13 protein-coding genes and 2 pseudogenes are annotated in these 14,296 nt (G+C 58.6%); 7 read left to right on the forward strand and 8 right to left on the reverse strand.

From position 1 onward, the window contains the following. Positions 1–140: 140 nt before the first annotated feature. Positions 141–1,097 (forward strand): response regulator, encoded by a 957-nt coding sequence (locus ACIOU6_RS06665; RefSeq protein WP_339431513.1) that lies wholly within the window; start codon positions 141–143, stop codon positions 1,095–1,097. Between the two features lie 196 nt (positions 1,098–1,293). Continuing rightward, positions 1,294–2,190, forward strand: a complete 897-nt coding sequence (locus ACIOU6_RS06670; protein ID WP_401134862.1) for a peptidoglycan DD-metalloendopeptidase family protein — start codon at positions 1,294–1,296, stop codon at positions 2,188–2,190. Positions 2,191–2,226: 36 nt separating this feature from the next. On the opposite strand, the gene ACIOU6_RS06675 is transcribed toward ACIOU6_RS06670, so the two are convergent. The 3 genes from ACIOU6_RS06675 to phoB form a co-directional block, all read right to left on the reverse strand. Then, complete coding sequence (locus ACIOU6_RS06675) at positions 2,227–3,567, reverse strand: hemolysin family protein (protein WP_221731910.1); 1,341 nt, start codon at positions 3,565–3,567, stop codon at positions 2,227–2,229. Positions 3,568–3,678: 111 nt separating this feature from the next. Further along, positions 3,679–4,965, reverse strand: coding sequence for a phosphate regulon sensor histidine kinase PhoR (gene phoR / locus ACIOU6_RS06680; RefSeq protein ID WP_260455826.1), 1,287 nt, complete (start codon positions 4,963–4,965; stop codon positions 3,679–3,681). Positions 4,966–5,039: 74 nt separating this feature from the next. Continuing rightward, positions 5,040–5,729: a phosphate regulon transcriptional regulator PhoB gene (phoB, locus tag ACIOU6_RS06685; RefSeq protein WP_007896474.1), complete on the reverse strand. Its 690-nt coding sequence runs from the start codon at positions 5,727–5,729 to the stop codon at positions 5,040–5,042. A 151-nt stretch (positions 5,730–5,880) separates the two neighbouring features. Here phoB and ACIOU6_RS06690 point away from each other — a divergent pair, with 151 nt between their 5' ends. After that, complete coding sequence (locus ACIOU6_RS06690; RefSeq protein WP_221731912.1) at positions 5,881–6,267, forward strand: hypothetical protein; 387 nt, start codon at positions 5,881–5,883, stop codon at positions 6,265–6,267. A 49-nt stretch (positions 6,268–6,316) separates the two neighbouring features. On the opposite strand, the gene ubiA is transcribed toward ACIOU6_RS06690, so the two are convergent. After that, positions 6,317–7,207 carry a 4-hydroxybenzoate octaprenyltransferase gene (ubiA, locus tag ACIOU6_RS06695; RefSeq protein WP_401134865.1) on the reverse strand — a complete coding sequence of 297 codons (891 nt, stop codon included), beginning with the start codon at positions 7,205–7,207 and terminating at the stop codon, positions 6,317–6,319. Beyond that, entirely contained in the window at positions 7,207–7,767 is a 561-nt protein-coding gene (locus ACIOU6_RS06700; RefSeq protein WP_401134867.1) for a chorismate--pyruvate lyase family protein, read from the reverse strand. Before ACIOU6_RS06700 ends, ubiA begins: the two co-directional genes overlap by 1 nt. 201 nt (positions 7,768–7,968) lie before the next feature. On the opposite strand from ACIOU6_RS06700, the gene ACIOU6_RS06705 reads away from it, so the two are divergent. The 3 genes from ACIOU6_RS06705 (at position 7,969) to ACIOU6_RS06715 (ending at position 9,770) form a co-directional block, all read left to right on the forward strand. After that, positions 7,969–8,136, forward strand: a complete 168-nt coding sequence (locus ACIOU6_RS06705; RefSeq protein WP_221731915.1) for a rubredoxin — start codon at positions 7,969–7,971, stop codon at positions 8,134–8,136. A gap of 20 nt (positions 8,137–8,156) precedes the next feature. Further along, positions 8,157–9,305: an NAD(P)/FAD-dependent oxidoreductase gene (locus tag ACIOU6_RS06710; protein ID WP_221731916.1), complete on the forward strand. Its 1,149-nt coding sequence runs from the start codon at positions 8,157–8,159 to the stop codon at positions 9,303–9,305. Between the two features lie 189 nt (positions 9,306–9,494). After that, the gene (locus ACIOU6_RS06715) at positions 9,495–9,770 is read left to right on the forward strand and encodes an HU family DNA-binding protein (RefSeq protein WP_003213368.1); all 276 of its coding nucleotides are present in this window, start codon (positions 9,495–9,497) and stop codon (positions 9,768–9,770) included. A 94-nt stretch (positions 9,771–9,864) separates the two neighbouring features. Here the strand turns inward: ACIOU6_RS06715 and ACIOU6_RS06720 are convergent, their stop codons facing one another. From ACIOU6_RS06720 to tssI, 3 genes and pseudogenes are all read right to left on the reverse strand, one after another. Further along, the gene (locus tag ACIOU6_RS06720; RefSeq protein ID WP_401134871.1) at positions 9,865–10,944 is read right to left on the reverse strand and encodes a hypothetical protein; all 1,080 of its coding nucleotides are present in this window, start codon (positions 10,942–10,944) and stop codon (positions 9,865–9,867) included. A gap of 13 nt (positions 10,945–10,957) precedes the next feature. Further along, positions 10,958–11,323: pseudogene (locus tag ACIOU6_RS06725) on the reverse strand (DUF2931 family protein); the annotation flags it as partial. After that, a pseudogene (tssI, locus tag ACIOU6_RS06730) lies at positions 11,314–12,072 on the reverse strand (type VI secretion system tip protein TssI/VgrG); the annotation flags it as partial. The pseudogenes tssI and ACIOU6_RS06725, both read right to left, overlap by 10 nt. Before the next feature lie 714 nt (positions 12,073–12,786). Here tssI and tssA point away from each other — a divergent pair. Next, positions 12,787–14,296, forward strand: a 1,510-nt coding sequence (gene tssA / locus ACIOU6_RS06735) for a type VI secretion system protein TssA (protein WP_401134874.1), incomplete at its 3' end; no start/stop codon positions are given.

Below are 14,296 nucleotides of genomic sequence, written 5' to 3' on the forward strand. Positions count from 1 at the left end.
CCTTTGGCCGGGCGTTTTTATTTAGGTGTTCGGATAAAAAAGCAGCACCCGCGAACGAAAAGTCCCGGCGTGACTGAAGAGTTTTGGCAATGTGCCATCAGCCAGCGTTATGCTTGCCGGGATTTTTATAGGGGTGTTGGATGAGCAAAATCAGTGTGTTGGTCGTGGACGATGCGTCGTTCATTCGTGACCTGGTGAAAAAGTGCCTGCGTAATTACTTCCCGGGGATCCGCACCGAGGATGCCGTCAACGGTAAAAAGGCTCAGGCCATGCTGGCCAAGGAAGCCTTCGACCTGGTTCTGTGCGACTGGGAAATGCCGGAAATGTCCGGTCTCGAACTGCTGACCTGGTGCCGTCAACAGGACAATCTCAAGACCATGCCGTTTGTCATGGTGACCAGCCGTGGCGACAAAGAGAACGTGGTGCAGGCGATTCAGGCTGGCGTTTCGGGCTATGTCAGCAAGCCGTTCACCAACGAGCAACTGCTGACCAAGGTCAAGCAGGCGCTGAACAAGGTCGGCAAGCTCGATACCCTGATGAACAGCGCACCGACCAAGATGAACTCGGCGTTCGGCAACGACTCCCTGAGCGCACTGACCGGCGGCAAACCTGCCGTGGTCGGTGGTGCTCCGACGGCCGCTGCGGTCAACCCGTTTGCCAAACCCGCCGCTGCTGCACCCGCGCCAGCCGCCGCGCCATCCCGTGGTTTGCTCAACAGCCCGCCGGTCAAAGCGCCCGCCGCCTCGGCAGCGCCGGCTGGCGGTCGAGGTCAGGGCCAGTTGCGCCTGCCCAGCGGCAACCAGCAATGCGTGATCAAGGCCCTGAGCATCAAGGAAGCGCTGTTGGTGGTGAAGCGCACCGACACCCTGCCGCAGATCCTCGACAGCGCCGTGCTCGACCTGGAGCAGGGCGACAACGCCGAAATCGCCCGCCTCAATGGCTACCTGCATGCCATCGTCGCTTTTGAGCAGAAAGCCGACAGCGACTGGCTGCAACTGACCTTTCGCTTCGTCGACCAGGATGCGCAGAAACTCGACTACATCTCCCGCCTGATCGCCCGCGGCACGGCGCAGAAGCACTTCGTCCCCGGCGCTTGATCTTCATCGCCTGACAGTCTGTCTTCACGAGCAAGCCCGCTGCCACATTGGAATGTATTTCAAATGTGGCAGCGGGCTTGCTCGCGAAGGGGTCATCACTGACGACATCCTGCCAATTTGAAACATCTGCCGACTAGCCTGGTCTGCTTCACCTGCTAGGCTCATTTCCAGGCCTTACTCGACAGAACCTTTGCCCATGCTCGCGCGCCTGCTGTTTTTCTGTGGTCTCTTCATGGCCTCCACCTCGGCTGTGGCCATGACTATTTACAAATCCACCGATGCCAACGGCGTGGTCTCCTACAGCGACCGTCCGAGCAAAGGCTCGCAGGTGTTCGTGTTTCAGGACCGCATGGTCGAACGCCTTGAGCGGCAGGTGTACCTCGACATCAAGAAGCAGAAGGGCGTCGACGTGGTGTTCGTGCGCAATGATCTGTACGCGCCGGTCGAGGTTGCACTGGCGTTTACCGGAATGAGCAATGTGCGTGGTGCGCCCGCTCAAACGATCCGCCGGGTGCTGCCGGCACGCAGCAATACGCGCTTGGCGTTGCTGACGGCGGTTTCCGGCACCAGGCCCCTGGTGTATACGCCGCAGTTCCATTATTCCCTTGGCGACCCTGCCGGGACGGCGCAGGGCTATCGCTATCCGCTGCCGTGGCGTGGCGGGCCGTTTCGCTTGAGTCAGGGCGCCAATGGCCAATACAGCCACTATGGGCCGAAGAACAAGTACGCGATGGACATCGCCATGCCGGTGGGTACACCGATCATTGCCGCGCGGGCTGGCGTGGTGGTGAAAACCGAGAACTCACAGAGTGGACGTGGCACTGATCCCTCCGGCAATTTCGTGCGGGTGCTGCACGATGACGGCACGATGGGTGTGTACCTGCATCTCAAACAAGGCTCGGTGAGGGTGCGCGAAGGGCAGCGGGTGACAGTGGGCAGTTCGTTGGCGCTGTCGGGCAACACCGGCAACAGCAGCGGCCCGCACCTGCACTTTGTGGTGCAGCGCAATAGCGGGGCGGGGTTGGTGTCGATTCCGTATCAGTTCAACCAGCCGCTGGGGGCATTGCCCAACTTTGCGTTGGGCAAGCAGTGATGAGGGGCCTGATCTGACGCCTTCGGCATCAGCTCATCAATCCAGCATCAACACCTTGGCCAGCACAATCTTCGGCCCTTTCATCTTCTTGATGATGATCCGCAGACCTTCGACTTCCAGCACCTCTTCCTCTTCCGGCACCCGTTTGAGCGTTTCGTAGACCAGTCCGGCGAGGGTTTCGGCTTCGATGTGGTCCAGATCGATGCCCAGCAGGCGCTCGACCTTGAACAACGGCGTATCGCCGCGCACCAGCAATTTGCCCGGCTGATAAGCGAGAATCCCGCGCTCGGCCTTGCGGTGTTCGTCCTGAATGTCGCCGACCAGCACTTCCAGCACGTCTTCCATGGTCAGGTAGCCGATGATGTTGCCGTCAGCCTCCTCGACCACGGCGAAGTGCGAGCCACCCTTGCGGAACTGCTCCAGCAGTTGCGACAGCGGCATGTGCCGCGACACGCGTTCCAGCGGACGGGTCAGTTCAGCCAGGTTGAACGATTCGGGAATGTGATCCAGCGCCGCCAGTTCCAGCAGCAGATCCTTGATGTGCAGCAGGCCGACGAACTCCTGGCGCTCACTGTCGTACACCGGATAACGGCTGAACTTGTGGCGACGGAACATCGCCAGGATTTCCTTCAGCGGCGCGTTGAATTCCAGCGTGACCAGGTCTTCCCGGGAGTTGGCCCAGTCGACCACTTCCAGTTCACCCATTTCCACCGCAGAGGCCAATACGCGCATGCCTTGGTCGCTCGGATCCTGCCCACGGCTGGAGTGCAGGATCAGTTTCAGTTCTTCGCGGCTGTAGTGGTGTTCGTGGTGCGGGCCGGGTTCGCCTTGCCCTGCAATCCGCAGAATCGCGTTGGCGCTGGCATTGAGCAGGTAGATCGCCGGGTACATCGCCCAGTAGAACAGGTACAGCGGCACCGCCGTCCACAGCGACAACAGCTCGGGTTTACGGATTGCCCATGATTTGGGTGCCAATTCGCCAACGACGATGTGCAGGTACGAAATAACGAAGAACGCAGCGAAGAACGACACGCCCTTGATCACTTCCGGCGACTGCACGCCAACGCTTTCCAGCAAGGGCTCGAGAATGTGCGCAAACGCCGGCTCACCCACCCAGCCCAGGCCGAGGGAGGCGAGGGTGATGCCGAGCTGACACGCCGAGAGATACGCATCGAGCTGACTGTGTACGGTGCGCAGGATGTGCCCGCGCCAGCCGTTCTTGTCAGCGATGGCCTCGACCCGGGTCGAGCGCAGTTTGACCATGGCGAATTCCGCTGCAACGAAAAAGCCGTTGAGCAAAACCAGGATCAGAGCAAAAAGGATCATGCCGAAATCGGCAAATATTGTAGCGAGGGACAAGCCAGGGGAAGGGTCCATGATGGAGTTTTGCGGGTTCCGTGTAATTCGTAAGAGAGAATAAGTCGCGCCTGAAAGGCAGGCGCAAGTCAGCCAATGTAGCGGCTGACCTGGCGATTGCCTAGTCCGGCATTACTCAGCGGCGCTAATTGCCCGTACTTGAGCCACTTGAGCCGGGGCGAAATGGCAGGTGAACGTGCTGCCATGACCGGGCACGCTGCTGATTTCCATGCGTGCGCGGTGGCGCAGCAACACATGTTTGACGATCGCCAGCCCCAGCCCGGTGCCGCCCGTGTTGGAGTTGCGGCTGGAGTCGACGCGGTAGAAGCGTTCGGTCAGGCGCGGCAGGTGTTTGCTGTCGATCCCCATGCCCGAGTCCTGCACGCTCAGGTGTGCGCCTTGCTCATCACTCCACCAGCGAATGCGAATGTTGCCCTCGGCCGGCGTGTATTTCACCGCGTTGAACACCAGATTGGAGAACGCGCTGCGAAGTTCTGCCTCGCTGCCCTTGAGCATGAGGCTGGTGTCGGCTTCCAGCGTGATGTGCTGGTTTTTTGATCCGGACAGTTGCTGCGCGTCGCTCTTGATCGATTGCAGCAGCGTGTCGACGGGCACCGGATGGTTGTCGGACGGATAGTCGGTGGCTTCCAGTTTGGCCAGCAACAGCAGGTCGTTGAGCAACGTCTGCATGCGTCCGCCCTGTTGCTGCATCTGCTGCAGGGCACGGCTCCAGCGCGGGTTCACTTCCTCGACGTTGTCGAGCAGGGTTTCCAGATAGCCGCAGATCACCGTCAGCGGCGTGCGCAACTCGTGGGAAACGTTGGCGACGAAATCTTTGCGCATCTGCTCCAACTGATGGATGCGCGTGACGTCGCGCACCAGCATCAAGTGTTCGTTGTTGCCGTAGCGGGTCAGGTACAGCTGAATGCGCACGCGATCATTGGTCGGCGAGGGTATTTCCAGCGGCTCGGCGTAGCTTTCCTGCTCGAAGTATTCCTTGAAGCGCGGATGGCGGACCAGGTTGGTCACCGGTTGGCCGCTGTCTTGCGGGGTCTTGAGGCCGAGCAGGGTTTCGGCGGCGCGGTTCCACCATTCCAGGTTGCCATCGCTGTCGAGCATGATCACCGCGTCTTTCAGTGCGGCGGTGGACTCCTGCACCCGGTCGATCACCGCTTGCAGGCGCCCGCGTACCCGTTGGTCGCGGCGTTGCAGGTGATAGATGCTGTCGAACACCTCGCCCCACAGGCCGTAGCCGTCGGGCGGTGCTTCATCGGGTTGGTGCAGGCGTAGCCATTCGTGCAGACGCAGCAATTGCTTGAGCGTCCAGGCCAGATAAATACCCAGGCCCGCGGCAAGGCTCCAGCCGTAATAGCCGGTGATCAGGCCGATCACCAGACAAGCGGTGACCAGCAGCAGCATGTGGCGAATCAGGGTGCCATGCCAGTTTTGATTCACGGGAAGTACGGTCCTTGTCAGCGAGTCTGGCGGTCGGGTCAGGCCTTGGTGGAAAACCGGTAGCCAGTGCCGCGCACGGTTTGTACCAGATTTTCGTAGGCGTCGCCGAGTGCCTTGCGCAGACGGCGTATGTGCACGTCGACGGTGCGCTCTTCAACATAGACGTTGCCGCCCCAGACCTGATCCAACAATTGGCCACGGGTGTAGGCGCGTTCCTGGTGGGTCATGAAGAATTGCAGCAGGCGATATTCGGTCGGGCCCATCTCGGCCGGTTTGCCATCGATGGTCACGCGGTGGCTGATCGGGTCGAGCAGCAGCCCACCGACTTCGATCGGCGCTTCGCCGTCGGTCGGACCGGCGCGGCGCAGCACAGCTTTGAGGCGCGCCACCAGTTCGCGTGGGGAAAACGGTTTGGTGATGTAGTCATCAGCGCCGACTTCCAGACCCTGGATCTTGTTGTCCTCTTCGCCCTTGGCGGTGAGCATGATGATCGGGATGTCCCCGGTCAGTTCGTCACGTTTGAGGCGGCGGGCCAGTTCGATGCCGGAGGTGCCGGGCAGCATCCAGTCGAGCAGGATCAAGTCCGGTTTGCGGTCGACGATGATGGCGTGCGCCTGCTGCGAGTTCTCCGCCTCGAGGCAGTCATAGCCGGCCATTTCCAACGCAACGGCGATCATTTCGCGAATGGGCGCTTCGTCGTCAACGATCAGAATGCTCCTGCCAACCATGCCTTAATCCTCTTGTCATTTAACTGTCTTGCGCCGCATTAGATAACGGAATTATTGCAGTCGTGTGACAGTATTTTAGTCCGCCAGCGGTTGTGCGGATCCTGAACTACGCTCTAAGTCCGAATCCTGACAACCACAAAAGAAGGTTTCCATGACTCAAATGACGTTTTCCTTTAAAGCCCTGCTGATGGCTGCTGCTCTGACTCTGCCTGGATTAGCGATGGCGGCCGAGCCGGCCATGATGAAGGACGGCATGATGGTCGATCACAAAGGCATGACCGTTTACACGTTCGACAAAGACGCCGACGGCAAGTCGATGTGCAACGCCGATTGCGCCAAGAACTGGCCACCGATGATGGCGCCAGCGGACGCCAAGGCTGAGGGCAAATGGAGTGTCATCAAGCGCGATGACGGCATGATGCAATACGCCTACGACGGCAAACCGCTGTACACGTTCATGAAGGACGAAAAACCTGGAGAAATGAAAGGCGACATGATGAAAAACATGTGGCATGTCGTCCACATGTCACAGAAATAACGGGCTTCAGTGCTTGAACATCGGCCCCGGTCTCCGGGGCCGTATTGTCTCAACGCAACGCGTAATCCAGCACGATCCCGACAAAAATCGCCAGCCCGGCCCAGTGGTTGTGTAAAAACGCCTGGAAGCAGCGCAACCGGTCCTTGCTGCGGGTGTACCAGAATTCCCACGCATAGCATCCCGCCGCTACCAGCAAGCCGAGATGGAACCAGATTCCCAATTCGAACTTCGAACCCGCCAGCAACAGGCAACCCAACGACAGCGCCTGCAACGTCAGGATGATCACCCGATCCGCCTCGCCGAACAGAATCGCCGTGGATTTCACCCCGATCTTCAGGTCGTCATCCCGATCGGTCATCGCGTAATAGGTGTCGTAACCCACCGTCCACAGCAGGTTGGCGATCCACAGCAACCACGCCGCAGCGGGCACTTCGCCGGTTTCGGCGGTGAACGCCATCGGCATGCCCCAGGAAAACGCCGCACCCAGCACCACCTGCGGGTAATAGGTGTAGCGCTTCATGAACGGATACGTGAAGGCCAGCGCCAAACCACCCAGCGACAGCCAGATCGTCGGCGCATTGGTGCACAGCACCAGCAGGAAACTCACGCCCATCAGCAGCGCGAAGAACACCAGCGCCTCTTTCGAGCTGATCTTGCCGCTGGCCAACGGTCGTTGCGCCGTGCGTTTGACGTGGCCGTCGACCTGGCGGTCGGCCCAGTCGTTGATCACGCAGCCACCGGCGCGGGTCAGCACCACGCCGAGGACAAAAATCACCACGTTGGCCAGCGATGGCGAGCCTTTGCCGGCAATCCACAGTGCCCACAGCGTTGGCCACAGCAGCAAGTAAATGCCGATCGGCTTATCCATGCGGGTCAACTGAATGAAATCCCAGGCGCGCGGATTCAAACGGTTCAGGGATTTGAGCAGGCTCTGGTACATCAGCAGTTCTCCGGATCGGCGCGGACGGCGCTCCACAGGCTCGGCAGGAAAATTTCCGCTACCAGCACGCTCAGTGCGCCACGGTCGAAACGCGAGCGCCGGCCCCACAGGTCGGGCGAGCGTGACGCTTGTGGCAGCCAATGTTCCGGGTACTCACAGACTTCGATGGCGCGGCGCTGGAAGGCGTGATCACAAAACAGCAACTCGCCCAGCGAGCGGCTGCCCAGTTCGTCCATGTGCAAACCGTCGCCCTGCAAGGCGCTGCGCGAGGCCACGCTGCGGGCGAACACCCAGGCCTCGCCATGGCCGCGCAAGTACACTTCGCGCACCCAACCTTCACTGCCTTCGGCCAGATCCAGCGCGGTGCATTCGTCGGTTCGCAAAGTGTCCCAGCCCTCAAACAGCGGCGTTACGCTGAAGCTGTCGTTCGACAGGCGGGTCAGTCGGCGGGTCAGCGAACCTTCGTCGAACAACCAGCTCAGGGTCAACGAATCGGGGAGGGGCGTCAGTTGGCTTTGAGTCAGCCAGAGCGGGGCCGGAGAGGAATTTGAATGTTGCACAATGAGTCATTATTGGCCGCAAATGAGGCGGCGAGCTTACCATGGCAGGCCGCGAGATTGATGGAACCGGGTCGCCGTTGCGCCGAACAGGCTTGCATCTGCCCGGCACCCTCAGTACAAAACGCCCTGAGCCGGATGGCAGCGCAGCACCCATCGACCGTCCGCGCCGGTAAAACGTCTGAATCCTGAGGAAGTACCTGAATGAAAAAGTGGCAATGTGTGGTCTGCGGCCTGATCTATAACGAAGCCGACGGCTGGCCGGACGACGGTATCGCGCCGGGCACCCTGTGGCAGGATGTGCCGCAAGACTGGCTGTGCCCGGACTGCGGCGTCGGCAAGATGGACTTCGAAATGATCGAAATCAACTGAGACACACCAAGGAGTAAGGCATGAACGCACCTGTCGTAATCGTCGGCACCGGGCTTGCGGGTTACAACCTGGCCCGGGAGTTTCGCAAACTCGATAGCGAAACCCCGCTGCTGCTGATTACCGCCGATGACGGCCGCTCTTACTCCAAGCCGATGCTCTCGACCGGTTTCGGCAAGAACAAGGACGCCGACGGTCTGAGCATGGCCGAACCGGGCGCCATGGCCGAGCAGTTGAAGGCCGAAGTGCGCACCCACACGCGCATCAGCGGCATCGACGCCGGACACAAGCGCTTGTGGATCGGCGAAGAGGCCGTGGCCTACCGCGACCTGATCCTGGCCTGGGGCGCAGAAACCGTGCGCGTGCCGATTGAAGGCGACGGTGCGGATCTGGTTTTCCCGATCAACGATCTTGAAGACTACGCACGCTTCCGTGCCGCCGCCGCCGGTAAGCGCCGGGTATTGCTACTCGGCGCCGGCCTGATCGGCTGTGAATTCGCCAACGACCTGATCCTCGGCGGCTACGAAGTGCAACTGGTCGCCCCGTGCGAACAGGTCATGCCGACGCTGCTGCACCCGGCCGCTGCGGCAGCCGTGCAGGCGGGGCTGGAAAGCCTCGGTGCGCGTTTCCACCTCGGCCCGGTACTGACCCGCCTGCAGAAAGTGGCCGACGGTTTGGAAGCGCATCTGTCCGACGGTCAGGTCATTGCGTGCGATGTGGTGGTGTCGGCCATCGGCCTGCGTCCACGCATCGATCTGGCGGCGGCTGCTGGCGTGCAGGTCAATCGCGGCGTGGTGGTCGATCGGCATCTGAAGACGTCCCATGCCAATATCTACGCCTTGGGCGACTGCGCCGAGGTCGACGGGCTGAATCTGCTGTACGTCATGCCCCTGATGAGTTGTGCGCGAGCGCTGGCACAAACCCTGGCGGGAAACCCGACGGCAGTGAGCTATGGTCCCATGCCGATCACCGTGAAAACCCCGGTGTGCCCGTTGGTGGTTTCGCCCCCGCCACGGGGCAGCGAAGGCGTGTGGACAGTCGAAGGGCAGGGCGCCGACATCAAGGCCGTGTGTCATAGCGCTGACGGCCAGTTGCTCGGTTATGCCCTGACCGGCGCGGCAGTGATGGAAAAACTCGCACTGAACAAACAGCTTCCGCCGTTGCTGGCGTAAATACCGGTCGTTCTGTCGGAATCACCCCGCTTTTGCCCCTACAAAGGTCGCGTGGAGACTGGCGCCGCCGGTATCCGCGTGCCATCCTCACTCCGTCTGCCGCAGAGTAGAGCCTGCGGCGCCTTGGGCGCTGTTCCAACGAGAACAGCACGGACATAACAACAAAAAACCGTCAAAGGGGCTTCACTAATGCGTAAACCAGAACTCGCCGCTGCAATCGCTGAAAAAGCAGATCTGACCAAAGAACAGGCCAACCGCGTGCTCAACGCCGTTCTCGAAGAAATCACCGGCGCTCTGCACCGCAAGGACAGTGTCACGCTGGTGGGCTTCGGCACCTTCCTGCAACGCCACCGCGGCGCCCGCACCGGCAAAAACCCGCAAACCGGCGAGCCGGTGAAAATCAAGGCCAGCAACACCGTTGCGTTCAAGCCAGGCAAATCGTTGAAAGACAGCGTTAATCCATAATTGCGGCGAAGTCCCTGAACACGGGGAGAACCGCAATAAAAAATGGGCACACCGATTGCGGTCGGGTGCCCATTTTTTGTGGCTGTAAATCGGCTTATTGACGCCGGAAGCAGGCCTTGCCGTTGCCAAAATTGACGGCCAAGCAGTTGGGTTCGATGGCTAATTGCAGATATTTGAACAACACAGAAAGATCGCCGTTGGCAGGGTCAGGATAGGCTTGCCAGTCCAGCGTCGCCCATCGAGTTTCCGGCATGACGGTGAACCACTCGATTTCATCAGGAGAATTTTGTGTATGCAAACCGATTTTCGCCAATGCTTTATTTGGGGAGAACGGCAGTGTCAGCGTGTTTCGCTGCGAGTCTGTCCAAACCTCCTTCAATGTCGAACCGTCTTCGAATTGCCAATGAACGTCCACTGGATGGATCGCGGGTGGTGAGACCGGATCGAAGTGATAAAACGTCAACCAATAGTTATGGTCAACTCGTTCTCGCTCATCTGGAGCCAGATATTGGCGGGTGGTCGCCAGATCAAATCCGATTGGTTGTTCGAACGTTAAGGGCTGGTTTTTTCGTTTCTTCCAGCCAATATTGAAGGCTCGGCTATCCCCCGCGACATCGAACCATTGATAAGTTCCACGATTATGATCTGTGCCAAAGCCAATTTTTTTCAGAGTTCTCTGGTGATCGTAAGGAAACCAGAGGTCTGTTTGTTGATTCGAGTTCAAGAGCAATTGACCCGGTGGACCTGAATCGAACTCGAGACTGACCATCACGGGTTTCAGGGGCGGCGGCGCAGGTTGGTGATCGTACCGTAGCTCTAAAACGTAGCTCTCTTTAGCCAACTCATTTTTTTCTTTGTCGGCATATTCCTTTAGTTCGATCAGCGTTCTCTCGTGTGAAAGATTGTAGGAAAGCTTCTTTGCTGGTTGGGCAGCAGGCTCTTGCTCCAGCATGAGAGTGTTTTCCTCGACATACCAGTTTCCCTTGGCGACACCGCCAGCCGATCCGTAGGCGATACCAGCAGAAAAGGTGCCGTCCTTACGCAACAGCAACTCGGCGCCCATTTCCATTGCGCCCGTCAGGTAGTAATGGCCGTCCAGTGGCGAGGTGTCTGCAAACGCCTGGGTAGCGGGAAGCCACATCAGCGCTGCGAACAACTGCGGTTTCAATTCCATGAGGTAATGCTCCTTACCAGCTCCCGAAGGGAATGCCGAATTTTTCGATGTAGGCTTTAGATTCAGGTGATAGAGACAGTGCGTACTGCCCCTCGTTTTTTCCTTGATACGGGCCTTCCTTCATTACACTCCCTTTGAACCGAGTAATCTCGACAGACTTGAGGCAAGCGCCCCTTAGCCAGACCTTTGCAATACCGCCGGGAGCCAAGCCAATACCCATGTCATCGCGGTAGTCCGTGATCCATTTGCCATCAGCCCTGCAGAAAGCTTTTTCCGGCTTACGCATGATTTCCCGAGCCGATTCGCAAATGGTGATGTAAGCCTCATAGGTTTGGGGTTCAGCCAGGGATTGCCATCGTATATAGATCAGTATCGGTAGTCCTTGAGATCGGGACTGAATTCGGCGGTGAAGCGGCTCTCCAGTAGCAGACTTGGGCGTTGAAGATCGTAGTCACGACGGGTCACCGTGCTGGTGCGCGTGTTGAAGCCCATGGTCAGCTGATTGACCACGGATTGTTCCGCGACCATGCCGCTGTCGGCCTGAAAGTGCGTTGTACCCAGACTGGGGGCGAACACTGGGCTGTCAGTGAACACCAGTAAATGCCCGTCGACCGAATGCTGGTGATGCCAGGCAATTCCATCTTCGGCGCACAAACGCTGGAGGAACATGAAGTCGCTTTCGCCGTACTGCGTACAGTACTCACGCGGCGGATTCGGGTTGATGTGAAAGGTGAATGCATCGCTTTGAAAGCCGTGCCTTTCGAGCACCTGCGCGATGATCTGCGGTACCGTACGCTGCTGAAAAATTCGCTGATCCTGGCTGAACTGCAGATAGTGCAACGCTGGCACCAGCGTCAGCTCATAGCGGGTCAGGCGTTTACCGGACTCTGTGACCATTACATCTTCGATGCGCCCGTGAATACCTTCGCCGTTGAGGCCGAATTGTAGAAACGCGGGTTGGCTGAGCAGGCTCTCCAGATCGAAGTCCGGATACTCGCTGACCAGTTCGATTCGGACGGAGTAAAGCTGGCTGATGGCCTCGGTGCCGTTAAAGGCAAGCACCTTGAAATCGTGACGAACGGCTGGGATTTGCAGGGTAAAAGGCGCGCAGTTGCCCGTACTGAACATACGCTTGTCCTTAAGCAATGGGAGTCTTGGCGCGGTGTTCGATCATCCTTGATCGCCACGCGGAAAAGTTTTGCCAAGGCACGCTAGCAACGCGGGAAATAAATTGATGTAAGAAGTATCTCTGACATTTGTCAGAGCATTCCGGATGTGAAAGTGCGGGGTAAATTGAAGGAGAAGACTGTAGGAGGGAACTTCGATAATTATTGAGTTGGCACTGATGTACAGTATTGCCGGCCTTGTGAAACTTTCAGAAAGTGAAATGCCATCAAATTGATGGCACTTTTATTGATGGATGTTGTCGGCGGTAAATTGTTTATAGATGTCGATGGGATTTCGGAAGAATCCTACTTCTATTTTTTAAAAATTTTGTCATGCTTTACGCCGCTTATTGGGACGCTCGTTCGAAATGAAACGGCCTGACTTCACCGGATGCTCTGGATCAATGGTTTGGAGGGTGTTGGGCAAACGCGGAGAATTTAAAGCGGTATCAGGGAATCCCCTGTCACATATAGGGCGATCTCTTACAAGCACCAATGAACACTTCGTCTTGTTGTTTGATCAGATGCTTGCTAGTGGCCATCATCGTGAGTACGATGCGCCCACTTGAAAGAGCACACACTCAATAGGATGAGTCATGTCACTGCTCTTCGATACTGTCCAGCGCTCCTGAAATTCCAATAGGCGCACGACTGTAATCCCAATTAAAGGCCATGGATGTCCTACTCAAGCAAACTTTCCGCCCATTACCTCGAACTCGCTAAAGTCTCTGTTTCCAAAGAGAATTTCGCGGGCGAAGACGTTCGTTTTTCGAGCGAATTCGAGGCACTGGAAAGCGAGCTGGCCAAAGCCTCGTCGATGCACGAAAGCGGGCAGATCGACTGGCTGAAAATTCGCGAAAACAGCGAAAACCTTCTGCGTACCCAATCCAAGGATTTGCGTGTCGGCGCCTGGCTCACCTGGTCGCTGTATCAGCGCGAATCCTTCCCGGGGCTGCTGGCCGGCCTCGGTCTGCTGCACCATCTGTCGGAAAACAACTGGACCGACGTTCACCCGCTCAAACCCCGCACCCGTGCCGCCGCCATTGGCTGGCTGGTGCCGCGTCTTGAGCAGGTCATCACCGAAAACATCGCGATCAAAGAGCAATTGCCGATGTTCCGGCAGCTCTCCGAGCATCTGGCTGGCCTCGACGCTGCCTGCACCGAACATCTGGGTGATGACGCGCCGCTGCTGCTGCCGCTCTCCCGCCGCCTGAAAACCATGATCCAGCGTGCCGCCGACAACCAGCCAGCCCCCGGTGTGGTGGGCGCTGCGGTGGCACAGGTCAAACAGGCCGCGAGCCAGTTGCTCACGCCCGGCGCACCGATTGACAACGAAAGAGACGCTCACAAAGCCTTGCGCGCCCAGCAGGACAGCGCGCGGCCACTGTGCGCCTGGTGGCTCAAACAGAAGGCCACTGACCTGCGCGCCTTGCGCCTGAATCGCACGCTGCTGTGGATGACCATCGACGCGGTGCCTGAGCGCAACGCCGAACAGATCACCGTGTTGCGTGGTCTGCCACTGGAAAAGCTCAAGCTCTACCAGGACCGTTTCGATCAGGGCAAATACGCCGACTTGCTGGTGGAACTGGAGGCGAGCCTGGCGAAGGCACCGTTCTGGTTCGATGGCCAGCGAATGGTCTGGGAATGTCTCCAGAACCTCAACGCCGAGTTGGCAATGCGCGAAGTGGAAATCCACTTCGCGCTTTTGGTTCAACGTCTGCCTGGCATTGTCGAGTTGCGTTTCCATGACGGTGCGCCGTTTGCCGATCCGTCCACCCGGGCGTGGATCGCCGCCAACGTCATGCCGCACCTGCAAAGCGCCAGTGCGCCGCGCAAGGTCGAAAGCGAGAACGTCGAAACCCAGCCAGCCTGGGAAAAAGCCCTCGAAGAGGTGCTGCCACTGCTGCGCAAGGAAGGCTTGAAGCCTGCCGTGCAGATCCTCAAGCAAGGACTGCAATCGGCCCACGGCGGACGCGAGCGCTTCTTCTGGCAGTTCGCGCTCGCCCGACTGTGCTTCATGGCCAAGAAATACGAACTGGCCAAGAACCAGCTCGAAACCCTCGATCAGACATTACAGGACTCAGGCCTGCACGCCTGGGAGCCCGATCTTGCATTGGAAGTGCTGCACCTGCTGCACAGTTGCTGCGAGTTGTTACCGCAGAACCATGCAGTGCGTGAACGCAAGG

The organism is Pseudomonas sp. NPDC087615 (assembly GCF_044743445.1).
In the GTDB taxonomy this organism is placed as follows: Bacteria; Pseudomonadota; Gammaproteobacteria; order Pseudomonadales; family Pseudomonadaceae; genus Aquipseudomonas; species Aquipseudomonas baetica_A.

What these genes read in the sequence shown, in the direction of transcription:
- ACIOU6_RS06670 (WP_401134862.1), top strand. Translation starts at nt 1,294, where the DNA reads ATGCTCGCGCGCCTGCTGTTTTTCTGTGGTCTCTTCATGGCCTCCACC.
- phoR (WP_260455826.1), bottom strand. Translation starts at nt 4,965, where the DNA reads ATGCTGCTGCTGGTCACCGCTTGTCTGGTGATCGGCCTGATCACCGGC.
- ACIOU6_RS06690 (WP_221731912.1), top strand. Translation starts at nt 5,881, where the DNA reads ATGACTCAAATGACGTTTTCCTTTAAAGCCCTGCTGATGGCTGCTGCT.
- ACIOU6_RS06720 (WP_401134871.1), bottom strand. Translation starts at nt 10,944, where the DNA reads ATGGAATTGAAACCGCAGTTGTTCGCAGCGCTGATGTGGCTTCCCGCT.
- ACIOU6_RS06675 (WP_221731910.1), bottom strand. Translation starts at nt 3,567, where the DNA reads ATGGACCCTTCCCCTGGCTTGTCCCTCGCTACAATATTTGCCGATTTC.
- phoB (WP_007896474.1), bottom strand. Translation starts at nt 5,729, where the DNA reads ATGGTTGGCAGGAGCATTCTGATCGTTGACGACGAAGCGCCCATTCGC.
- ubiA (WP_401134865.1), bottom strand. Translation starts at nt 7,207, where the DNA reads ATGTACCAGAGCCTGCTCAAATCCCTGAACCGTTTGAATCCGCGCGCC.
- ACIOU6_RS06715 (WP_003213368.1), top strand. Translation starts at nt 9,495, where the DNA reads ATGCGTAAACCAGAACTCGCCGCTGCAATCGCTGAAAAAGCAGATCTG.
- ACIOU6_RS06710 (WP_221731916.1), top strand. Translation starts at nt 8,157, where the DNA reads ATGAACGCACCTGTCGTAATCGTCGGCACCGGGCTTGCGGGTTACAAC.
- ACIOU6_RS06705 (WP_221731915.1), top strand. Translation starts at nt 7,969, where the DNA reads ATGAAAAAGTGGCAATGTGTGGTCTGCGGCCTGATCTATAACGAAGCC.
- ACIOU6_RS06665 (WP_339431513.1), top strand. Translation starts at nt 141, where the DNA reads ATGAGCAAAATCAGTGTGTTGGTCGTGGACGATGCGTCGTTCATTCGT.